This is a genomic window from Aquipseudomonas guryensis, assembly GCF_014164785.1.
Taxonomy (GTDB): Bacteria; Pseudomonadota; Gammaproteobacteria; order Pseudomonadales; family Pseudomonadaceae; genus Aquipseudomonas; species Aquipseudomonas guryensis.
Genome location: NZ_JACJFN010000001.1, coordinates 905,322 through 924,837, shown reverse-complemented (window position 1 = coordinate 924,837; position 19,516 = coordinate 905,322). Strand labels below are relative to the sequence as shown.

The following is a 19,516-nucleotide window of genomic DNA, read 5'->3' as shown; positions in this document are numbered from 1 at the left end:
GCGGGCAGAGCATGCCTAGGACTGGCTGGCATGTTCCCAGAATGCAGGCAGGAACACTTCGGCGACCAGCACGCCGAGGCCGTCGCGCCAGAAGCACGAGCGGCGCCCCCACAGGCGTTCCTCGCGCACGCTTTCCGGTAGCCAGGCCTGCGGATAGCGACAGACCTGCAACTCGCCGCGAGCGAAGGCGCGGTCACTGAACAACAGCTCGCCGAGGGAGCGGCTGCCTAGCTTGCCGAGATCGAAGCCTGAGCCTTCTAGGGCGCTGCGCGCCGCCACGCTGCGGGCGAACACCCAAGGCTGCTCGGCGCCGCGCAGGAAAACTTCGCGCACCCAGCCCTGGCTGCCGCTAGGCACCTGCAGGGCGGCGCATTCGTCGTTGCGCAGCACCTGCCAGCCCTGCTGCAGCGGCAGTACACTGAATTGCTGGTGGCTGAGGTCACTGAGGCGGCGGGTCAGCGAGCCTTGGTCGAACAGCCAGTCGCGCTGCAGCGGCGCTGGCGCGGGGTGCAACTGGGCGTTATTGAGCCAGCGAGGCGGGTGGGCAAGCGAGGCTGGGGGCACGGCAACGGCTTCGGCAAGGAGGAAAGGCCGCGAGCTTAGCATGAGCCCGGCGCGGCGTAGACCGTCGGCGGGGGCTTGCGCCGCGGCGCGCGGGCCAGTACAAAGCCTGCTGTTTTTTTGATCAGGTGCCCTGTGTTAGAACCTGTTTACGATCTTTTGGACTAGAGCCAGGCAAGGCAAAAACAGCCGAGGAAGCGGAGTTTACGAGCTGTAAATGAGCATTCCGAGGCTGTTTTTAACGCCGTATGGCCGACGGCCAGGAGATCGTAAACTGGTTCTTAGAGGCAGGCCCTGAAGCCCGAACGATGAGGTGTGTTGATGAAGAAGTGGCAATGTGTGGTCTGTGGCCTGGTCTATGACGAGAGCCTGGGTTGGCCGGACGATGACATCGCCCCCGGTACGCGCTGGGAAGATGTGCCCGCCGACTGGTTGTGCCCGGACTGCGGCGTGGGCAAGGCTGACTTCGAGATGATCGAAATCGGCTGATCGATTGCCCCCGTAGCGATGAAACGGCGGCCCCAGGGTCGCCGTTTGCGTTTCTGCAGGGCGGGCTGTGGCGGTACGTGCGTACCGGATCGGCGGAACGGAACTGGGAATTTCTCAGCCTTTTGGCGTAAATGCCGGGCGTTCTGTCAAAAACGCCTTGCTATTGGTAGCCTAAAACGCCGGCCAGTACTGGCGCAGTGCCGGATGGCGTGCCATTCTCCCTCGGTCTGCCGCAGCGCAGAGCTGTTGCGGCGCCTTGGGCGCTGTTCCGGACGGACAGCACGGACACAAAAACAACAAACCGTCAAAGAGGCATTTATGCGTAAACCCGAACTCGCCGCGGCCATCGCCGAAAAGGCTGACCTGACCAAAGACCAGGCCAATCGTGTACTCAACGCCGTTCTCGAAGAGATCACTGGCGCGCTGAACCGCAAGGACAGTGTGACTCTGGTTGGCTTCGGCACCTTCCTGCAGCGCCATCGTGGCGCGCGTACCGGGAAAAACCCGCAAACCGGCCAGCCGGTGAAGATCAAGGCCAGCAACACCGTGGCTTTCAAGCCGGGCAAGTCGCTGAAAGACGCCGTCAACTAAGCACCCCCGCAGCCGGGGTCGCCAGGCCCCGGATTGCTTTGCCCCCTCCTGCAGTGCGGGATGTAGTCCGCCACGCAAATCGCTACAATGCGCCGCCGATTCCACCCCATTCGAGGCTGCGCCATGAAATTCCGCTTTCTTCTCTGGATGCTGGGCCGTTTGATGGCCAAGGCCAGCCGCACCAATCCCGAGTTCCAGCAGCAGCTGGCCGGCAAAGAGCTGGTGTTCCAGCTGCACACCCTGGACGGCAAGGTTTCCCGTCAGTTCATCATCAAGAATCAGCGCGTCAGCAGCCGCGCCGGCAAGGCCGCTGAGCCGGCCTTCGCCATCGGCTTCAAGGATGCCGCCTTCGGCTTTGCCACCATGCAGGCGAAGAACAAGCAGCTGGCCTTCATGCAGGGTATCCAGAACAAGGACATCCAGATCCAGGGCAACCCGGCGCTGGTGATCTGGTTCCAGGGCCTGTTCAAGTACATCATGCCGAAGAAGAAAAAGACCGACGTCAAGAAAGCCGCCTGAGTCCGGGCGGTTCTCGACGACTGATTACGGAAGTTGTGGCCATGCGTCTGCTGACCCTGTTTGCCCTGCTGTTGACCCTGGGCTTGCCTGCGCAAGCCGCTCCACTCGATCCGACACTCAAACGCGCTCTTGAATTGGCTGGCGTGCAGCTGCTCTGCGAGCAGACCCCCGCACTGCTGCAGCGCGGTATGTCGGCGGCGCAGCAGAAGCAGCTGGCCAAGACCTTTGCCGCCGAGCCGCTGTGCGCCGATCTGGCCAAGCGGGTGGCCGCCGAGCTGCCCAAGGCGCAGTTGAGCGAGGCCGTGGCGCTGCTCGACAGCCCGCTGGCCAAGCACTTCACCGAGGCCGAACGGGCCGTAGGAGCCGATGGCGGCCTGGCGGCTTATCGCACGCAACTGGCAGAGCGTCCGCCGCGTGGCGAGCGTCTGCAGCTGGTGCAGCGTCTGGACAAGGCCGCCCACACCAGCGAGCTGGCCACCCTGTTGCGCTATGAGGTGGGCAAGACCCAGGCCCTGCTGGCCTTGCGTGCCCGTGGCGAAAATCTTGATGAGAAGACCCTGAGCGAGCAGACCGCAGTACAGATCGCGCCGATTCGTGCTTCCAGCGCCAGCGGTGTCGAGGCGTTCATGCTCTACGCCTATCGCCAGTCGCCCAGCGCGCAGCTGGCCGAATATGCGGAGCTGTACGAACAGCCGGCGGTGCGCGCGGTGCTGGAAGAAAGCGCGCGCCAACTGCCCAAGGTATTTGCCGCGCGGCGGGCCCAGCTCAAATAGCGGTGGCGAATGCAGCTATGAAAAAGGGGCCATCAGGCCCCTTTTTCTTAGCTGCGCAACTCAGTGCGGGTGGTTGAACTGGGCGGCCAGTTCGCGCAGCGCCACTTCGGCCTGCAGCACCTTGTTCAGTGCATCCTCGGCCTTGTCGCGGCTGATGCCGAGGCGCTCGAACAGTGCTTGCGGGATTTCGCTCTGCGGACCGCTGCCGATGCCGCGGTTACGCAGCAGGCTGACAGCCAGGCAAACCAGATTCGGGTAGGCGCTGTGGGCGCCGTCGTAGTCTGGGTCGTGCTGGAAGCGCAGGGCGGTGGCCAGTTCTTCCGGCATGTCCCAGAAGCGCATCAGCCAGGCGCCGATCTGCTCGCGGCTGATACCCAGCAGGTGCTGCTCGATGTAGCCGGCCGGCAGGTGCGGGTTGACCTCCAGATGCCGGCAGATCAGCGAGAAGTGCGGCGGGAACACGTGGGCCAGGACCAGGTAGCCGAAGTTGTGCAGCAGCCCGGCGAGGTAGGTCAGCCCGGCTTCCGGGCGCTGTGCACGCGGCATGGCGCGGGTCAGGCCTTCGATCACGGCGGCGCTGTAGATCGCCTGCTGCCAGTAGGGTGTGGTCTGCTGCGGGTGATCCTTGGGCAGGGACAGGGTCTTGCCCAGGGCCAGGCCTAGGGCCAGGTTGATCACCAGGTCGAAGCCCAGCACGCGGACGATGGCGTCTTCCACCGAGCGGATCTTGCCGGGCGCGGCGTAGTAGGGCGAGGCTGCCCAGCTGACCACCTGGGCAGCCAGGGCCGGGTCGGTCTCGACCACGCCAGTGATGTCGTCCACCGTGGCGTCCGGGTCGACCCGCAGCTTGATGATCTTCTGCGCGGTTTCCGGCAGCGGTGGAATCTCGATGGTCTCTTCCAGGCGCTGCTGGATGCGCCGGGCGGTGAAAGCCTGCACCGCCTGGGTGATTTCCGCGCGGTCATCGTCGGGGCGATCGAGGTTGAGCTTGATACTGGCCACCGGTTCGCCGAAGCGGGCGGCGCTGGCCTTGGCCAGGAGGATGTTCTTGTACGAGTCGCTGGCGATCTCCAGCAGCACGCCGGGCGTCCCGGACTCGATCAGCAGGCTGTCGACGCGCAGCAGGCGCTCGTCATACAGGCAGGGCGAGCTGGTCAGCGGCGGCAGGCCGGGCAACAGGCCGAGGCTGTGCTTGGCCAGCATGCGTTCCAGGCGTTCGGGTTTGACCGCCGCCAGTTTGCGCCCGGTCAGTTCGGCCAGACGATTGAGGTCGAGCAGTTGATCCTGGGGGAACAGCACCAGCAAGGCGCCGACGGCGTCGTCGAGCAGTGCCGCTTGCACCCGGCGTTCGGCTGGCAGGGCGGCGTGTTCGAGGCGAACCGTGCAGCTCACGCCGAGCTTTTCCAGAAGCTGAAGAATCACCGCCGGCGGGCGCGGCGCAGAGTCGGGGGCGAGAGCAACTTCGGTCATGGTCTACATCCGGCTAGGGAACTACTGGCAAGGAGTATAACCAGCCACCCGTGGGCACGTAGGCGCCGCCTGACAGGTGACCAGTGGCGCTTTGTCGACTGGCTCACACTTGGCCATATTGCTGGCCATGCCGCAGCCAGCGTTCGAGCAGTGGGCTGACGTGCTGCGGCCAGTGCTGCAGCAGGCTCTGCGCGGCGTCGCGCACGGCGGGGAGCAGGTCGGCGTCACGCATCAGGTCGGCCACCTTGAACTGCAGTAGGCCGGTCTGGCGGGTGCCGAGCATCTCGCCGGGGCCTCTGAGCTCCAGATCTTTTTCGGCGATCACGAAGCCGTCGCAGGTCTCGCGCATGATCGCCAGGCGCTCGCGGCCCATCTGCGACAACGGCGCGTGATAGAGCAGCACGCAATGACTGGCCGCGCTACCGCGGCCGACCCGCCCGCGCAGCTGGTGCAGCTGAGCCAGGCCTAGGCGCTCGGGGTTTTCGATGATCATCAGGCTGGCGTTGGGGACGTCGACACCGACCTCGATCACCGTGGTCGCCACCAGCAGCTGCAGGTGGCCCTGTTTGAATTGATCCATCACCGCGGCCTTCTCGGCCGGCTTCATCCGCCCGTGGATCAGGCCGACACGCAGCTCGCCCAGCGCACTGGACAGCTCCTCGAAGCTGGTCTCGGCGGCCTGGCAGGTGAGTTCCTCGGATTCCTCGATCAGCGTGCACACCCAGTAGGCCTGGCGCCCCTCGCGGCAGGCGGCGCGCACCCGCTCGACCACTTCGATGCGGCGGCTGTCGGCGATCACCAGGGTGTTCACCGGGGTACGGCCGGGCGGCAACTCGTCGAGGATCGAGGTATCGAGGTCGGCGTAGGCGCTCATCGCCAGGGTCCGCGGGATCGGCGTGGCGGTCATGATCAGCTGGTGCAGGCACAGGCGCCCGTCGATGCCTTTCTGCCGCAGGGCCAGGCGCTGCTGCACGCCGAAGCGGTGCTGCTCGTCGATGATCGCCAGGGCCAGGCGCTGGAAGCGCACTTCGTCCTGGAACAGCGCGTGGGTGCCGACCACCATCGGCGTGCCTGTGGCGATCTGCTCCAGCGCGCTAGCGCGTGCCTTGCCCTTGAGCTTGCCGGCCAGCCAGGCCACTTCGATGCCCAGCGGCGCTAGCCAGCGCGAGAAATTGAGGAAATGCTGCTCGGCAAGAATCTCGGTGGGCGCCATCAGCGCCACCTGGTAGCCGGCCTCCAGCGCCTGCAGGGCGGCCAGGGCGGCGACCACGGTCTTGCCGGCGCCGACGTCGCCCTGCACCAGGCGCAGCATCGGCTCGTCCTGGCTCAGGTCGTAGGCGATCTCCGCGCCGACCCGCTGCTGCGCGCCGGTGGGGGCGAAGCCGAGGTTTTGCAGAAACAGCTGCGGTAGGCGCTTGGCCACCGGCAGGCGCGGCGCCTGCTGGGCGCGTACCTGCTCGCGCAGGCGCTGCAGCGACAGCTGATGGGTGAGCAGTTCTTCGAAGGCCAGGCGGTGCTGGGCCCAGTGGCGGCCCTCGGCCAGCTCTTCCAGGTCGGCATCCGGCGGTGGTCGGTGCAGGTAGCGAATCGCCTCGTCCAGTGGGCCGAGGCGGTAGTCGCGAGCCAGTTCGGCCGGCAGCCAGTCCGGCAGGCTATGCGGGCCGAGACGGGCCAGGGCCAGCTGGCTGAGGCTGCGCAGGCGCTGCTGGGTGAGGCCTTCGGTAGTCGGGTAGATGGGCGTCAGGGTCTGCTCGACCGGCGCCACCTCATCGGCGCCGAGGGCGCGGTACTCCGGGTGATAGATCTCCAGCCCGGAGGCGCCGGGGCGGGCCTCGCCGTAGCAGCGCACGTGGGTGCCGCGCTTGAGACCGTCCTTCTGCGCCTGGCTGAAATGGTAGAAACGAAGGCTGAGGGTGCCGCTGCCGTCCTGCAGGCGCACCAAGAGGCTACGTCTTTTGCCCATGACGATATCGGCACCGGCCACCACGCCTTCGATCACCGCATCCTGGCCGGGGCGCAGGGCGCCGATCGGCACCACGCGGGTACGGTCCTGGTAACGCAGGGGCAGGTGGAACAGCACGTCCTGCAGGGTTTCCAGGCCGACCTTGGCGAGTTTTTCTGCCAGCGCCGCGCCCACGCCCTTGAGTGCGGTGACCGGGACCTGAGCCAGCTCGGTCATGCCGGCTGCGCTTCACCATGCGGGCGAGCGGCGACCGAGCAAAGGCGGATCGAGTCGGCGAGGATCTCGATGGCCTTCGGCCGCGGGAAGCTGGCGCGCCAGGCGATGGCCACGGTGCGGTAGGGCACTGGCGGGCTCAGCGGGCGCACTTCGATGATGCCGGGGGCATAGTGGTGGCTGTCCACTGCGGTGAACGGCAGGATCGAAATACCCAGGCCCGAGGCGACCATGTGGCGGATGGTTTCCAGCGAGCTGGATTCGATGGTGGTGTGCTTGTTCTCGTCGGTCTTGCGCGTGGCCGGGCAGGCCTCCAGTACCTGGTCGCGGAAGCAGTGGCCTTCGCCGAGCAACAGCAGGCTCTTGTCATTCAGCAGGCTGGCGTCGATGTGCTTCTTGGCGGTCCAGGGGTGGCCGGCGGGCATCAGCACGTAGAACGGCTCATCGTACAGCGCCTTGGTCAGTACATCGGCTTCCTGGAACGGCAGGGCGATGATGATTGCGTCCAGCTCGCCGGTGCGCAGCTTGTCGCGCAGGATGTGGGTGAAGTTCTCTTCGATATACAGCGGCATGTCCGGGGCGACCCGGTGCAGCTGCGGGATCAGGTGCGGGAACAGGTAAGGTCCGATGGTGTAGATGGCGCCGATCTTCAGCGGCGCGGTCAGCTGGTTCTTGCCGGCCTGGGCCAGTTCGCGGATGCCCTGGGCCTGCTCCAGCACCTTCTGTGCCTGGGTGACGATGCCTTCACCGACCGGGGTCAGGCGCACCGCGCTCTTGCTGCGCTCGAAGATCAGCACGCCGAGCTCATCCTCGAGCTTCTTCACCCCCACCGACAGAGTCGGCTGGCTGACATGGCAACGCTCGGCGGCGCGGCCGAAGTGTTGTTCCTGGGCGAGGGTGACGATGTAGCGCAGTTCGGTGAGGGTCATAGTCTGAGTCCATTGATATGCGGCCAAGCATAGCCGCTGTATTCAATGGAACCAACTGCTCCCATCGCAGGAGTCGTTCGCAGGGTGGATGACGCGTTTCTCATCCACCATGGTGCCGCTCGGTGGATCGATGAGGCGCGATCCACCCTACGAGAGATGGTGAACGAACGCTTAGCGGCGGTCTAGGGAGTAGACGAAGGGCGCGACGATCTCCAGCTGGCCGTTCTGCAGCATCTCTGGCGGTGGTGGCGGCAGTGGCTGAGCGCGGCGGATCATCTCCAGGGTGGCGCGATCCAGCGAGGCGCTGCCGGAGCGGCCGGCCAGGGCGTAGGAGAGCACCTTGCCCTTGCCGTCGAGCACGAAGCGCAGGCGCACCGTGCCTTCGAAGCCGCGGCGGCGGGCGTCTTCCGGGTAGCGCTTGTAGCGGCTCAGGTGGCTAAGCAGTTTGCTCTGCCAACTGATCTCGGCCTTGCTTGGTGCGCTCACGGTGGCCTGTTGTGGCGCGGCCGGCTTGGCATCGGCCGCGGCGATCGGTGCCGGTGGGGTTTCCTGCGGCGGGTTGTCCGCGGGCTTGGCCTGCGGTTTGGGCGCGACCGGTTGGGGCGGACGTGGCTTGGGTTTGGGTTTGGGTGGTGCGATGGCCAGCTTGGGCTTCGGCGCTTCGACCAGCTTGGGTTGCGGTTCAGGCTCCTCCGGCTGGATCTCTGGCGGAGGTGGCGGAGCCGGCTTGGGTGCGGCGGCCAGCGGTTCCAGCTCGATCAGCATGGCAGCCGGTGGCAGCTCCAGCGGTATGGCCGCCGGGCGCCAGTACAGGGCCCAGATGAACAGGCCGGCATGCAAGGCGAGCACGATAATCAGGCTGACGCTCCACAGCGGCAGCTTGCGAACGCTGTTGCTCATTGGCCGCCGACCGTTTCCAGACCGACCAGGCCGATCTTCAGGTAGCCGGCGCCGCGCAGGTTATCCATCACGCCCATCAACTCGGCGTAATCCACACCCTTGTCGCCGCGGACGAAGATGGTCTTGTCCTTGTCGGCCTGGGTCAGCTTGTCCAGAGCGCTGCCGAGTTGTGCCGCCTCGATCTGCTGGTTGTCCAGGTACAGGCTGTTGTCTGCCTTGATGCTGAGGTAAATCGGCTTGTCCGGGCGTGGTGCCGGTTTGGCGCTGGAGGCCGGCAAGTCGATTTTCACATCGACGGTGGCCAGCGGTGCGGCAACCATGAAGATGATCAGCAGCACCAGCATCACGTCGATAAAGGGGGTGACGTTGATCTCGTGGTTTTCCTGGAGATCGTCGCCACCTTCGTTCAGATGCAGGCCCATGGCGTCAGACTGCCTTGACCATATGCGGTTGCGCGCTGCGCTCGTTGACCTGAGGCAGGTCGAGGTCGCGGCTGACCAGCAGCAGCACCTGGGCCGAGGCATCGGCGACCTGGGCCTTGTAGCTGGCGATGGAGCGGGCGAAGACGTTGTAGATGATCACCGCAGGAATCGCCGCGACCAGGCCCAGGGCAGTGGCCAGCAGGGCTTCGGCGATGCCCGGGGCGACCACGGCGAGGTTGGTGGTCTGCGATTTGGCGATGCCGATGAAGCTGTTCATGATGCCCCAGACGGTGCCAAACAGACCGACGAAGGGCGCGGTGGAGCCAATGGTGGCGAGCACGCCGGTGCCCTTGCTCATCTCCCGGCCGCAGGCGGCGACCAGGCGTTCGAGGCGGAAGCTGACGCGCTCCTTGATGCCGTCCTTCTCCTTGCTGCCGGCGGAGAGCTTGAGCTCCTCGCGGGCGTCGTCGATCAGCAGGGCGCTGAAGCTGTGCTTGGCGCGGGCTTGCTCGGCCGCCTGGTTGAGGTTGCGCGCGCCCTTGAGGTCGAGCAGCTCGCGTTGCAGGCGGCGGCGCGCGGTGACCAGCTCGATGCTCTTGGCCACCCACACGGTCCAGGTCAGGATCGAGGCGAGGATCAGGCCGATCATCACGCTTTTCACCACGATATCGGCGTTCTGGTACATGCCCCAGGGCGACAGGTCGTGGACCAGGCCTTCTTCTTCGGCGGCGGCCATTGCCTGGCCAAGCGCGTCCAGTTCCTGCAGGGTGCTGACCAGTTTCTGCGCGTCTTTAGTGGCGACACCGTTCTCTACCATAAACTGCTGTTGCACCGCGCCGATCTGCTCGGGGGTGGCTTGCTCGCCGAGAGCGGCGATCTTCTCGCGCAGGGCCGTCAGGCTCACATCTTCGGTGGCTGCCGGCGTGCTGGTGACGGCCTGCGCACTGGCCGCGTCGTTTGCCGGCGCCGGCTCTTCGGCAAAACCGAGGGTTGGCAGCAGGCTGAACAACAGTGCCATGCACAGGCGCAGGGCGCGTGCGACGGTTGGCTGAGCGGAGTGGGCGAATGAGTTCATGCTGGCCGGACCTGAAGAGGGAAAGAGCGTTAACGGCCACCGACGGGCTGGGAGCGGTGGAGAAAAACTGCCGACATTATTGCAAGTAATTCTTGTTAACAAAAGAGTAATTCGCATTTACATCTTGGGCGCTTGGCCGGCGAGGGCTCTGCCGCTAGGCTGGGCGTCCTCTTCGACGGAGTTGTGCCATGTCTGCCCATCCTTCCTTGCTGATCGCCGGCTGCGGTGATGTCGGTGGCCGTCTGGCACAACGACTGATTATGGCCGCTTGGACGGTGTATGGCTTGCGGCGCGATGTCACACAATTGCCCGCGGCTGTTCTGCCGGTCGCCGCTGACCTGCAGCTTGCCGCCTGCCCGGCGACCTGGCCCCAGGGCGCTCTGGACTATCTGGTGTATTGCGCCACGCCCAGCCAGCACGACGAAGCGGGCTACCGCGCGGCCTATGTGGAGGGTTTGCGTCATGTGCTGGGCTGGCTGGCCGAGCATGGCCAGCGACCCAAGCGCCTGCTGTTCGTCTCCAGCAGCGGGGTGTATGGCCAGCAGGATGGCGAGTGGGTTGACGAGCGTTCGCCGGCCGAGGCGCAAAGCTACTCGGCGCGGATCATGCGCGAGGCCGAGCAGTTGGCGCTGGCCAGCGGCCTGCCGGCGACCGCTGTGCGTTTGACCGGCATCTACGGTCCGGGGCGCAACTGGCTGCTGAAACAGGCGCGCGAGGGTTATCGAGTGGTCAGCGAGCCGCCGCTGTATGGCAACCGCATCCATGCCGACGATGCTGGCGGGCTGCTGGCCTTCCTGCTGCAGGCGGATGCCAACGGCGTGGCGCTTGCGGAGTGCTATATCGGCGTCGACGACGAACCGGCGCCGCTGCACGAGGTGATCGGCTGGTTGCGTGCGCAGCTGGGTGTCAGTCACTGGTCCGAGCAGAGTACGGTGCGCCGCTCCGGCAGTAAGCGCTGCAGCAATGCGCGGGCGCGGGCACTGGGCTGGGTGCCGCAGTACCCCAGCTATCGCGAAGGCTATGCGGCGTTGCTCAAGGGCGAGTAAGGCTACGCGTCTGAGAGAGGAGATTGCCCGCCGTCTTCGACTGAGTGCTACCGCGCAGCAAACTTCGTAGGAGCCAGCTTGCTGGCGATGCTTTTGACTTGCCAAGATCGCCAGCAAGCTGACTCCTGCAAGTACGGCAGGGTGCCGCTCAGTCGCGCTCCAGCAACCAGACCTGCTGCCCAGGGTGATATTCCGGCACTTCATCCACCTGGGCGCGGTTGATGGCTTCGAGGATGCGCAGTTGCTCGCCGTCGCGCTGGAACAGCCACGGACTGCCTTGCTGGCCGAGTTGCAGCCACAGGCTGTCGTGCTCACCGCTCATCGATGCGCAGTCGCCAGCCAGGCACAGGGCGTAACGCTCGGCGCCGGGCAGGCCTTCGATACGGCCATCCGCGTGGAACAGTACCAGGCCGCCTTTGCCGAGGCCTTCGCGGATCTTCCAGCTGCCGCCCAGGTAGGCCTGGTATAGCGCAGCCTCGAAGCTGCTGCCGAGTGGCGCGCCGGCCACAGCGGCGTTCTGCGGCTTGCTGAAGCGCTGTTCCGGGCCATTGCTGTTGGCCTGCTGTACCAAGTCCTGGTCGTCCAGGCTGAGCAACTCATGGTAGTCACCCTGGTAGTCGACCCGCCAGTGGCCCGGTTCCAGCGCCACCAGTTGGCCTTCGCCCAGCTCGAAACCGTTGCTGTAGGTGGCCATGCCGCGCTGGCTGTCGACCTGCCATTCCAGGTTAGGCCCATAGGCCAGCAGCGCTTCGCGCAGCGGGCCGCCTTCGCGGGCGGCATCGATCAACGGCTGGTTGATCCAGATACCGTCCGGGCTGGCGGCCTGGCCGGCGCAACCGGTGAGCAGGCTGAGGCAGCAGGTGAGGGCAAGCAGGCGACGCATGGCGGGATTCCTTCGTGGGGCGGGATCAGTCGATGACCAGGATGCCGTCCATTTCCACCAGCGCACCGCGTGGCAGGGCGGCCACGCCGATGGCGGCACGGGCCGGGTAAGGCTGCTGGAAGTAGCGGCCCATGACTTCGTTGACCTTGGCAAAATGGCTGAGGTCGGTGAGGAAGATGTTCAGCTTGACCACGTCCTGGAACGAGCCGCCGGCGGCTTCGATCACTGCCTTGAGGTTCTCGAACACCTGCACGGTCTGTTCTTCGAAGCCCTGCACCAGCTCCATGGTTTTCGGATCCAGGGGGATCTGCCCGGACAGGTACACGGTGTTGCCGGCCTTGATCGCCTGGGAGTAGGTGCCGATGGCCGCCGGGGCCTTGTCGCTGCTGATGACGCTCTTGCTCATGGTGAGCTCCTTGTTATTGAGAGAGTGGCGCGCCGGTCTGGCGCGGCAAAAAGGGGTCAGGCGCGCATGCGGGTGATGCGGATCACGCCGGTCAGGGCGCGCAATTTCTTGATCACGCGGGCCAGATGCACGCGGTCGTGCACGCTGACCACCAGCTGGACCACGCTGATGCGGCCATCGCGCTCGTCCATGCTGATCTTCTCGATATTGCCGTCGGCGGCGTTGACGCTGCTGGCCAGCAGCGCGATCAGGCCGCGCTGGTGCTCCAGCTCGACGCGCAGTTCGACGTTGAATTCGCCGGTGACATCCTTGGCCCAGTTGAGCTGGATGCATTTTTCCGGGTTGTGGCGGATCTCGCTGATGTTCTTGCAGCTGTCCAGGTGCACTACCATGCCCTTGCCTGCCGACAGGTAGCCGACGATCGGGTCGCCGGGGATCGGCGTGCAGCACTTGGCGTAGCTCAGCACCAGGCCTTCGGTGCCGCGAATCGCCAGCGGGCCTTCGGCGCTCGGCAACTGATCGTTGCCTTCGCTGAGCAGGCGGCGCGCCACCACGTAGGCCATGCGGTTGCCCAGGCCGATGTCTTCCAGCAGGTCTTCGATGATTTCCAGGCGGTATTCGCCGAGTACCGCCTGCACGCGTTCGGCCGGCACCTTGTCCAGGTGGCTGGCGAAGCTGGTGAGCACCTTGTTCAGCAGGCGCTCGCCGAGGTTGATCGATTCCGAACGGCGCTGCAGCTTGAGCGCGTGGCGGATATGCGTGCGCGCCTTGCCGGTGACCACGAAGTTGAGCCAGGCAGGGTTCGGTCGGGCGCCGGGTGCGGTGACGATTTCCACCGTCGAGCCGCTTTCCAGGGCCTGCGACAGTGGCGCCAGGCGGCGGTTGATGCGGCAGGCGATGCAGCTGTTGCCGACGTCGGTGTGTACCGCGTAGGCGAAGTCGACCGCGGTGGAGCCCTTCGGCAGCTCCATGATGCGACCCTTGGGCGTGAACACGTAGACCTCATCCGGGAACAGGTCGATCTTCACGCTCTCGATAAATTCCAGCGAGTTGCCGGCGCGCTGCTGCAGCTCGAGGATGCCCTTGACCCACTGGCGTGCGCGGGCGTGGCTGCCCTTGGGCTGCTCGTCCTCGCTGGATTTATACAGCCAGTGGGCGGCGATGCCGTTGTTGGCCAGCTCTTCCATCTCGCGGGTACGGATCTGGATCTCGATCGGTACGCCGTGCATGCCGAAAAGCGTGGTGTGCAGCGACTGGTAGCCATTGGCCTTGGGGATCGCGATGTAATCCTTGAAGCGGCCGGGCAGGGGCTTGTACAGGTTGTGCACGGCACCGAGCACGCGGTAGCAGGTGTCGACCTTGTCGACGATGATGCGGAAGGCATAGACGTCCATGATCTCGTTGAACGCCCGGCGCTTGCCGCGCATCTTCTGGTAGATGCTGTAGAGGTGCTTCTCGCGGCCGATCACCACGCCCTGCATGCCTTCGCGTTCGAGGCAGTGGGTGATCGATTCCTCGATCTTGTTGACGATTTCCTTGCGGTTGCCGCGCGCGCGCTTGACCGCGGTGCGGATGCGCTCGGAACGCATCGGGTGCATGGCCTTGAAGCCGAGGTCCTCGAATTCCACGCGCATGCTGTGCATGCCCAGCCGGTTGGCGATGGGCGCGTAGATTTCCAGGGTTTCCTTGGCGATGCGCCGGCGCTTCTCGCCGGACAGCACTTCCAGGGTGCGCATGTTGTGCAGGCGGTCGGCCAGCTTGACCAGGATCACGCGGATGTCGCGGGCCATGGCCATGGCCATCTTCTGAAAGTTCTCGGCCTGGGCCTCGGCCTTGGTCTCGAAGTTCATCTGGGTCAGCTTGCTGACCCCGTCGACCAGTTCGGAAACGGTCTCGCCAAACTGCGAAGTGAGCGCTTCCTTGGCGATGCCGGTGTCCTCGATCACGTCATGCAGCATCGCGGCCATCAGGCTCTGATGGTCCATGTGCATGTCAGCGAGAATATTGGCGACGGCGAGCGGGTGGGTAACGTAGGCCTCACCGCTGCGGCGGCGCTGACCATCGTGGGCTTGCTCGGCGTAGAAGTAGGCGCGGCGGACCAGGTTGACCTGATCCGGGCCGAGGTAGGTCGAAAGGCGTTCGGCGAGTGAGTCTATGCTCGGCAAGGTAGCACCCCTTGCCGCACGGGCTGACTGCGAGTCGCGCGACTTCGACCCATGCTCTTACAGAGGCTCGTTGGCCTCGTCCTCGAGAGCAGCGAAGAACGGCTCTTCCTCGACCAGGTCGTCCTGGGCGATGACGTCATAGTCGACCAGGCCGGCAGCGATTTCGCGCAGGGCGACTACGGTCGGCTTGTCGTTTTCCCATGCCACTTTCGGCTCTTTGCCGCCGGTGGCCAGCTGACGCGAGCGCTTGGTGGCGAGCATGACCAGCTCGAAGCGGTTATCGACGTTGTCCAGGCAATCTTCAACGGTAACGCGGGCCATGGTGTTCCTCGTAGCAAATGCAGATAAAGAGCTGGGCCCAAATGGGCGAGCGGACTGAATAGTCTAAAAAATCACCAGCATTAAGGGAAGCACTGATTTCCCCGGTCAGACCAGCAGTTCGCTGAGCAGGCCGGCGTGACGCTGTTGCTGGACGTGCTGGAGCAGCTGATTGGCGCGGAAGATCGCCTTCAGGTCGGTCAGTGCATGGGCGAAGTCGTCGTTGATCAGGATGTAGTCGTACTCGACATAGTGGCTCATCTCGCTGACGGCCTCGTGCATGCGTCGCTCGATGATCTCGCCGCTGTCCTGGCCGCGGTTGGTCAGGCGGTGGCGCAGGGCCTCCTGGGTCGGCGGCAGGATGAAGATGGACTTGGCCTGGGGCATCAGCCGGCGTACCTGCTGGGCGCCTTGCCAGTCGATCTCGAGGATCAGGTCGTAGCCATCGGCGAGGGTCTGCTCGACCCACTTCTGCGAGGTGCCGTAGAGGTTGTCGAAGACCTGGGCGTGCTCAAGGAAGTCGCTGTGCTCAAGCATGGCGGTGAACTGTTCGCGGCTGACGAAGTGGTAGTTGACCCCGTCCACCTCGCCTGGGCGCATGGCGCGTGTGGTGTGCGAGACGGAGACGCGGATCTGCGCCTCGCTGTCGACCAGTGCCTTGACCAGGCTGGTCTTGCCGGCGCCGGAGGGCGCGGAAATGATGTAGAGGGTGCCGGTGGTGACGGTCATGGATGCATCCTGAAAAGCGTTTATGCCAAGCCTAGGCGAGTTATTCGATGTTCTGTACCTGTTCGCGCATCTGCTCGATCAGGACTTTCAAGTTCACTGCCGCCTGGGTGCTGCGCGGGTCGAAGGCCTTGGAGCCGAGGGTGTTGGCCTCGCGGTTGAGTTCCTGCATGAGGAAATCCAGGCGCCGACCGGCGGCGCCGCCGGCCTTGAGCACGCGGCGCACTTCGCTGACGTGGGTGGTCAGGCGATCCAGCTCCTCAGCCACGTCACTCTTCTGGGCCAGCATTACCAGCTCCTGCTCCAGGCGCTGCGGATCCAGTTCGGCCTGCATCTCGGCAAAGCGCGTCTCGATTTTCTGCCGCTGGTTGGCCAGCATCTGCGGCACCAGCTCGCGCAGGGCGACGACTTCGGAGCTCATGGCGTCCAGGCGTTCATTGAGCAGTCTGGCCAGCTCGGCGCCTTCGCGGCCCCGGCCGTTCTTCAGCTCGGCCAGAGCCTGGTTGAACAGATCCAGGGCGGCGGCATTCAGTGCCTGCGGGTCGGCGGCATCGGCCACCAGCACGCCGGGCCAGGCCAGCACTTCCAGGGGATTTAGCGGAGCCGGCTGTTTGATCAGGGCGGCCACTTCCTCGGCGGCGCTGATCAGTTGCTGGGCGCGCTGGCTGTCGACCTGCAGGCGCTTGCCGGTGTTTTCCTCGGCAAAACGCAGGGTGCATTCCACCTTGCCACGCGACAGGCCCTGGCGCAGGGCATCGCGCACCGCCCCTTCGAGGTCGCGGAAGGCATCCGGCAGGCGCAGGTGCGGTTCCAGGTAGCGGTGGTTGACCGAGCGCAGTTCCCAGCTCAGGGTGCCGTGGGCGCCGGCCCCTTCGACGCGGGCGAAGGCGGTCATGCTATGCACCATGGGAATACCTCTAGGATCGGGAACAAGGGCGCGGGATTGTAACGCAGAGCGACCGCCGGCCCAATCGGGCGTGTCGCATGGCCGGTGGCGGCCCTATAATGCCGGCAGATCCCCGCTCCTTATCAGGTATTAGCAGATGAAACGTCCCAGTGGCCGTGCCCCCTCCCAGTTGCGCAACGTACGCATCACCCGCAACTACACCAAGCATGCCGAGGGCTCGGTACTGGTCGAGTTCGGCGACACCAAGGTCATCTGCACCGCCAGCGTCGAATCCGGCGTGCCGCGCTTCCTCAAGGGCCAGGGCCAGGGCTGGCTGACCGCCGAATACGGCATGCTGCCGCGCGCCACCGGTGACCGTAATCAGCGCGAGGCCAGCCGTGGCAAGCAGGGCGGGCGTACCCTGGAAATCCAGCGCCTGATCGGCCGCTCGCTGCGCGCTGCGCTGGATATGAGCAAGCTGGGCGAGAACACCATCTATATCGACTGCGATGTGATCCAGGCCGATGGCGGTACCCGTACCGCGTCCATCACCGGCGCCATGGTCGCCTTGGTCGATGCGCTGAAGCTGCTGAAAAAGCGCGGCGCGCTCAAAGGCGAGCCGCTCAAGCAGATGATCGCCGCAGTTTCCGTGGGCATCTACCAGGGTGAGCCGGTGCTCGACCTCGACTACCTGGAAGACTCTGCCGCCGAGACGGACCTCAACGTGGTGATGACCAGCGCTGGTGGTTTCATTGAAGTGCAGGGCACCGCCGAAGGCGCGCCCTTCCAGCCGGAAGAGTTGAATGCCATGCTCGCCCTGGCCCAGCAGGGCATGCGCGAGTTGTTCGAGTTGCAACAGGCGGCACTGGCCGACTGATTCCTTCCCCCGTCAGGAGACGAAGCATGGATGAGCAGAATATTTCCCCCGCACCGAGCCAGGAAGCCCGCCAGTGGGCGATGTTCTGCCACTTTGCAGCCTTCATCGGCCTGCTGATTCCCTTTGGCAATCTGCTCGGCCCGCTGATTGTCTGGCAGCTCAAGCGTGATCTCGATCCCTTCGTTGATGACCAGGGCAAGGAAGCGCTGAATTTCCATATCACCGTGTCCATCGCCGCGCTGATATGCATGCTGCTGGCCGTGGTGGTAATCGGTTTCCTGCTGCTGCCGCTGCTCGGTCTGGCCGCCCTGGTGCTGACTATCATCGGTGGGATCAAGGCCAATGAAGGCAAGGTCTATCGCTATCCGCTGTGCTGGCGCCTGGTCAAATAGACTGGTGTGCCGTGCCGGCTCCGCTCGGGGCCGGTTGTTTCATTTCCCCCTCTGTTAAGTAAGGAAACCTGACGTGGCTGGAGCCAACCTGTTAACCCTGCTCGATGATATTGCCAGCGTGCTGGACGATGTGTCGGTGATGACCAAGGTCGCGGTGAAGAAGACCGCCGGCGTGCTGGGCGATGACCTGGCACTGAATGCCCAGCAGGTCACCGGGGTCAAGGCCGATCGCGAGTTGCCGGTGGTCTGGGCGGTGGCCAAGGGCTCGCTGATCAACAAGCTGATCCTGGTGCCCGCGGCCCTGCTGATCAGTGCTTTCGCGCCCTGGGCGGTGACGCCGCTGCTGATGCTTGGCGGGGCTTTCCTGTGTTTCGAGGGCTTCGAGAAGCTGGCGCACAAGTTTCTGCATAGCCCGGCGGAGGACGCCAGTCACCATGCCGAGCATGTGCAGGCCCTGGCCGACCCAGCGGTGGATATGCAGGCCTTCGAGAAGGACAAGATCAAGGGCGCGGTGCGTACCGACTTCATTCTCTCGGCGGAAATCATCGCCATCACCCTCGGGGTGGTGGCCAGCCAGCCCTTCGTGCAGCAGGTCACGGTACTGTCCGGTATCGCCCTGCTGATGACCGTGGGTGTCTATGGCCTGGTCGCCGGTATCGTCAAGCTGGACGATGCCGGGTTGTACCTCAGCCAGCGCGCCAGTGCGGCGCTGCAAGCCTTTGGTCGCGGCATCCTGTGGCTGGCGCCGTGGCTGATGAAGCTGCTGTCGGTGGTGGGCACCGCGGCCATGTTCATGGTCGGTGGCGGCATCCTCACCCATGGCATTCCCGGCGCCCATGCGCTGATTCACCACTGGGTCGAGGCGGTGGCTGGCATTGCGGCTATCGGCGGGGTCTTGGCTGTCCTCACGCCTACCCTGATCGACGCGCTGTTCGGCGTGCTGGTCGGTGCCTTGGTATTGGGCCTAGTCAGCCTGGCTGGCAAGGCCTGGGGTGCGCTGCGCGGCGGTGCTACCGGCTAGGGCGTTGCGCTCCTGCCTAGGCTGCGCCGTACCGGACTCTCGTGGTTGCGGGTGCGCGCGCACCCTGCAGCAGGGCGTGAAGCCTGTTTAGACGCTGAGCAGCCAGTCGTAATCGACGATCAGCGGCGCATGCTGAGAAAAGCGTGGCTGGCGCGGCAGCTTGGCGTTGCGCACGGAGCGGCGCATGCCGGGGGTCAGTAGCTGGTAGTCGAAGCGCCAGCCGAGGTTGAGCATGTCCGCCTGTTCGCTGTCCGGCCACCAGCTGTACTGCTCGCCTTCGCGGCTGACTTCGCGCAGCGCGTCGACATAGCCCATGGTGCCGATCACTTCATCCAGCCAGGCCCGTTCCGGGGCCAGGAAGCCAGGCAGCTGCTGGCAGTCGCGCCAGTTCTTCACGTCGAGTTTCTGGTGGGCGACATACAGTGAGCCGCAGTAGATGTACTCGCGGCGCTTGCGGCGTTGCTTGTCCAGGTAGCTGGTGAAGTCGTCGATGAACTTGAACTTCTGGTTGAGGCTCTCGTCACCGCCCTGACCGGACGGCAGCAGCACAGTGGCGATGCTGACCTTGTCGAAGTCCGCCTGCAGGTAGCGTCCGTAGCGATCCGCCATCTCGAAACCGAGACCGTGGATCACCGCCTTCGGTTGCAGGCGTGAATACAGTGCCACGCCACCCAGCTCGGGAATTTCGCCATCGGCGGCGTAAAGGAAGTAACCATCCAGCTGAAACGCTGGATCGTCCAGTTCGACGGAGGAGGCACGGGTATCCTGCAGGCAGATCACGTCGGCATTCTGGGCTTGCAGCCAGCTGAGCAAACCGCGCTCGACCGCCCCCTGAATGCCATTCACGTTGACACTGATGATCCGCATAAATAGCCCCCAAAAACACCTGCG

General features: G+C 64.9%; 22 protein-coding genes. 8 read left to right on the top strand and 14 right to left on the bottom strand.

The features are described 5' to 3' along the window. Positions 1–15: 15 nt before the first annotated feature. Positions 16–564 (bottom strand): chorismate--pyruvate lyase family protein, encoded by a 549-nt coding sequence (locus H3H45_RS04250; RefSeq protein ID WP_182832478.1) that lies wholly within the window; start codon positions 562–564, stop codon positions 16–18. Positions 565–882: 318 nt separating this feature from the next. Between H3H45_RS04250 and H3H45_RS04245 the strand changes: the two genes are divergently transcribed. The 4 genes from H3H45_RS04245 to H3H45_RS04230 all read left to right on the top strand — a co-directional run bounded on the left by H3H45_RS04245 (position 883) and on the right by H3H45_RS04230 (position 2,933). Then, positions 883–1,050 carry a rubredoxin gene (locus tag H3H45_RS04245; RefSeq protein ID WP_173211045.1) on the top strand — a complete coding sequence of 56 codons (168 nt, stop codon included), beginning with the start codon at positions 883–885 and terminating at the stop codon, positions 1,048–1,050. Between the two features lie 318 nt (positions 1,051–1,368). Next, positions 1,369–1,641 carry an HU family DNA-binding protein gene (locus H3H45_RS04240; RefSeq protein WP_160077751.1) on the top strand — a complete coding sequence of 91 codons (273 nt, stop codon included), beginning with the start codon at positions 1,369–1,371 and terminating at the stop codon, positions 1,639–1,641. A gap of 123 nt (positions 1,642–1,764) precedes the next feature. Further along, the gene (locus H3H45_RS04235) at positions 1,765–2,160 is read left to right on the top strand and encodes an SCP2 sterol-binding domain-containing protein (protein ID WP_182832477.1); all 396 of its coding nucleotides are present in this window, start codon (positions 1,765–1,767) and stop codon (positions 2,158–2,160) included. Between the two features lie 41 nt (positions 2,161–2,201). Then, positions 2,202–2,933 (top strand): hypothetical protein, encoded by a 732-nt coding sequence (locus H3H45_RS04230; protein WP_182832476.1) that lies wholly within the window; start codon positions 2,202–2,204, stop codon positions 2,931–2,933. 60 nt (positions 2,934–2,993) lie between these two features. Here H3H45_RS04230 and H3H45_RS04225 read toward each other — a convergent pair whose 3' ends face one another. The 6 genes from H3H45_RS04225 to exbB form a co-directional block, all read right to left on the bottom strand. Beyond that, positions 2,994–4,403, bottom strand: coding sequence for an aminoacyl-tRNA deacylase and HDOD domain-containing protein (locus H3H45_RS04225; RefSeq protein ID WP_182832475.1), 1,410 nt, complete (start codon positions 4,401–4,403; stop codon positions 2,994–2,996). 103 nt (positions 4,404–4,506) lie between these two features. Next, entirely contained in the window at positions 4,507–6,582 is a 2,076-nt protein-coding gene (gene recG / locus H3H45_RS04220) for an ATP-dependent DNA helicase RecG (protein WP_182832474.1), read from the bottom strand. Beyond that, complete coding sequence (locus H3H45_RS04215; RefSeq protein ID WP_182832473.1) at positions 6,579–7,508, bottom strand: hydrogen peroxide-inducible genes activator; 930 nt, start codon at positions 7,506–7,508, stop codon at positions 6,579–6,581. The genes recG and H3H45_RS04215 overlap by 4 nt, the downstream gene beginning before the upstream one ends. A 171-nt stretch (positions 7,509–7,679) precedes the next feature. Next, on the bottom strand, positions 7,680–8,408 hold the full coding sequence (locus tag H3H45_RS04210; RefSeq protein ID WP_182832472.1) for an energy transducer TonB: 729 nt from the start codon (positions 8,406–8,408) through the stop codon (positions 7,680–7,682). Then, a complete protein-coding gene (exbD, locus tag H3H45_RS04205; RefSeq protein WP_182832471.1) occupies positions 8,405–8,830 on the bottom strand; it encodes a TonB system transport protein ExbD in 426 nt (141 codons plus the stop codon). The genes H3H45_RS04210 and exbD overlap by 4 nt, the downstream gene beginning before the upstream one ends. A 4-nt stretch (positions 8,831–8,834) precedes the next feature. Beyond that, on the bottom strand, positions 8,835–9,905 hold the full coding sequence (exbB, locus tag H3H45_RS04200; protein ID WP_182832470.1) for a tonB-system energizer ExbB: 1,071 nt from the start codon (positions 9,903–9,905) through the stop codon (positions 8,835–8,837). A 188-nt stretch (positions 9,906–10,093) separates the two neighbouring features. Between exbB and H3H45_RS04195 the strand changes: the two genes are divergently transcribed. After that, entirely contained in the window at positions 10,094–10,951 is an 858-nt protein-coding gene (locus H3H45_RS04195; RefSeq protein WP_182832469.1) for an SDR family oxidoreductase, read from the top strand. A gap of 148 nt (positions 10,952–11,099) precedes the next feature. Here H3H45_RS04195 and H3H45_RS04190 read toward each other — a convergent pair whose 3' ends face one another. The 6 genes from H3H45_RS04190 to H3H45_RS04165 form a co-directional block, all read right to left on the bottom strand. Beyond that, positions 11,100–11,834, bottom strand: coding sequence for a hypothetical protein (locus H3H45_RS04190; protein WP_182832468.1), 735 nt, complete (start codon positions 11,832–11,834; stop codon positions 11,100–11,102). Between the two features lie 25 nt (positions 11,835–11,859). Further along, complete coding sequence (locus H3H45_RS04185; RefSeq protein WP_182832467.1) at positions 11,860–12,240, bottom strand: RidA family protein; 381 nt, start codon at positions 12,238–12,240, stop codon at positions 11,860–11,862. A gap of 56 nt (positions 12,241–12,296) precedes the next feature. Further along, positions 12,297–14,405 (bottom strand): bifunctional GTP diphosphokinase/guanosine-3',5'-bis pyrophosphate 3'-pyrophosphohydrolase, encoded by a 2,109-nt coding sequence (gene spoT, locus H3H45_RS04180; protein WP_182832466.1) that lies wholly within the window; start codon positions 14,403–14,405, stop codon positions 12,297–12,299. A gap of 57 nt (positions 14,406–14,462) precedes the next feature. Further along, a complete protein-coding gene (gene rpoZ, locus H3H45_RS04175) occupies positions 14,463–14,726 on the bottom strand; it encodes a DNA-directed RNA polymerase subunit omega (RefSeq protein ID WP_173211071.1) in 264 nt (87 codons plus the stop codon). A 105-nt stretch (positions 14,727–14,831) separates the two neighbouring features. After that, positions 14,832–15,452: a guanylate kinase gene (gene gmk / locus H3H45_RS04170; RefSeq protein ID WP_182832465.1), complete on the bottom strand. Its 621-nt coding sequence runs from the start codon at positions 15,450–15,452 to the stop codon at positions 14,832–14,834. 40 nt (positions 15,453–15,492) lie between these two features. Next, the gene (locus H3H45_RS04165) at positions 15,493–16,356 is read right to left on the bottom strand and encodes a YicC/YloC family endoribonuclease (RefSeq protein WP_182832464.1); all 864 of its coding nucleotides are present in this window, start codon (positions 16,354–16,356) and stop codon (positions 15,493–15,495) included. A gap of 136 nt (positions 16,357–16,492) precedes the next feature. Between H3H45_RS04165 and rph the strand changes: the two genes are divergently transcribed. The 3 genes from rph (at position 16,493) to H3H45_RS04150 (ending at position 18,625) form a co-directional block, all read left to right on the top strand. After that, complete coding sequence (gene rph / locus H3H45_RS04160) at positions 16,493–17,212, top strand: ribonuclease PH (RefSeq protein ID WP_173211077.1); 720 nt, start codon at positions 16,493–16,495, stop codon at positions 17,210–17,212. A 26-nt stretch (positions 17,213–17,238) separates the two neighbouring features. After that, on the top strand, positions 17,239–17,604 hold the full coding sequence (locus H3H45_RS04155) for a DUF4870 domain-containing protein (protein WP_182832463.1): 366 nt from the start codon (positions 17,239–17,241) through the stop codon (positions 17,602–17,604). A 73-nt stretch (positions 17,605–17,677) separates the two neighbouring features. Beyond that, on the top strand, positions 17,678–18,625 hold the full coding sequence (locus tag H3H45_RS04150) for a DUF808 domain-containing protein (RefSeq protein ID WP_182832462.1): 948 nt from the start codon (positions 17,678–17,680) through the stop codon (positions 18,623–18,625). Between the two features lie 87 nt (positions 18,626–18,712). On the opposite strand, the gene H3H45_RS04145 is transcribed toward H3H45_RS04150, so the two are convergent. Next, positions 18,713–19,492, bottom strand: coding sequence for an exodeoxyribonuclease III (locus H3H45_RS04145; RefSeq protein WP_182832461.1), 780 nt, complete (start codon positions 19,490–19,492; stop codon positions 18,713–18,715). Positions 19,493–19,516: the final 24 nt, after the last annotated feature.

Coding starts and splice junctions, on each gene's coding strand:
- H3H45_RS04245 (WP_173211045.1), top strand. CDS start 883: ATGAAGAAGTGGCAATGTGTGGTCTGTGGCCTGGTCTATGACGAGAGC.
- H3H45_RS04240 (WP_160077751.1), top strand. CDS start 1,369: ATGCGTAAACCCGAACTCGCCGCGGCCATCGCCGAAAAGGCTGACCTG.
- H3H45_RS04235 (WP_182832477.1), top strand. CDS start 1,765: ATGAAATTCCGCTTTCTTCTCTGGATGCTGGGCCGTTTGATGGCCAAG.
- H3H45_RS04230 (WP_182832476.1), top strand. CDS start 2,202: ATGCGTCTGCTGACCCTGTTTGCCCTGCTGTTGACCCTGGGCTTGCCT.
- H3H45_RS04225 (WP_182832475.1), bottom strand. CDS start 4,403: ATGACCGAAGTTGCTCTCGCCCCCGACTCTGCGCCGCGCCCGCCGGCG.
- recG (WP_182832474.1), bottom strand. CDS start 6,582: ATGACCGAGCTGGCTCAGGTCCCGGTCACCGCACTCAAGGGCGTGGGC.
- H3H45_RS04215 (WP_182832473.1), bottom strand. CDS start 7,508: ATGACCCTCACCGAACTGCGCTACATCGTCACCCTCGCCCAGGAACAA.
- H3H45_RS04210 (WP_182832472.1), bottom strand. CDS start 8,408: ATGAGCAACAGCGTTCGCAAGCTGCCGCTGTGGAGCGTCAGCCTGATT.
- exbD (WP_182832471.1), bottom strand. CDS start 8,830: ATGGGCCTGCATCTGAACGAAGGTGGCGACGATCTCCAGGAAAACCAC.
- exbB (WP_182832470.1), bottom strand. CDS start 9,905: ATGAACTCATTCGCCCACTCCGCTCAGCCAACCGTCGCACGCGCCCTG.
- H3H45_RS04195 (WP_182832469.1), top strand. CDS start 10,094: ATGTCTGCCCATCCTTCCTTGCTGATCGCCGGCTGCGGTGATGTCGGT.
- H3H45_RS04190 (WP_182832468.1), bottom strand. CDS start 11,834: ATGCGTCGCCTGCTTGCCCTCACCTGCTGCCTCAGCCTGCTCACCGGT.
- H3H45_RS04185 (WP_182832467.1), bottom strand. CDS start 12,240: ATGAGCAAGAGCGTCATCAGCAGCGACAAGGCCCCGGCGGCCATCGGC.
- rpoZ (WP_173211071.1), bottom strand. CDS start 14,726: ATGGCCCGCGTTACCGTTGAAGATTGCCTGGACAACGTCGATAACCGC.
- gmk (WP_182832465.1), bottom strand. CDS start 15,452: ATGACCGTCACCACCGGCACCCTCTACATCATTTCCGCGCCCTCCGGC.
- H3H45_RS04165 (WP_182832464.1), bottom strand. CDS start 16,356: ATGGTGCATAGCATGACCGCCTTCGCCCGCGTCGAAGGGGCCGGCGCC.
- rph (WP_173211077.1), top strand. CDS start 16,493: ATGAAACGTCCCAGTGGCCGTGCCCCCTCCCAGTTGCGCAACGTACGC.
- H3H45_RS04155 (WP_182832463.1), top strand. CDS start 17,239: ATGGATGAGCAGAATATTTCCCCCGCACCGAGCCAGGAAGCCCGCCAG.
- H3H45_RS04145 (WP_182832461.1), bottom strand. CDS start 19,492: ATGCGGATCATCAGTGTCAACGTGAATGGCATTCAGGGGGCGGTCGAG.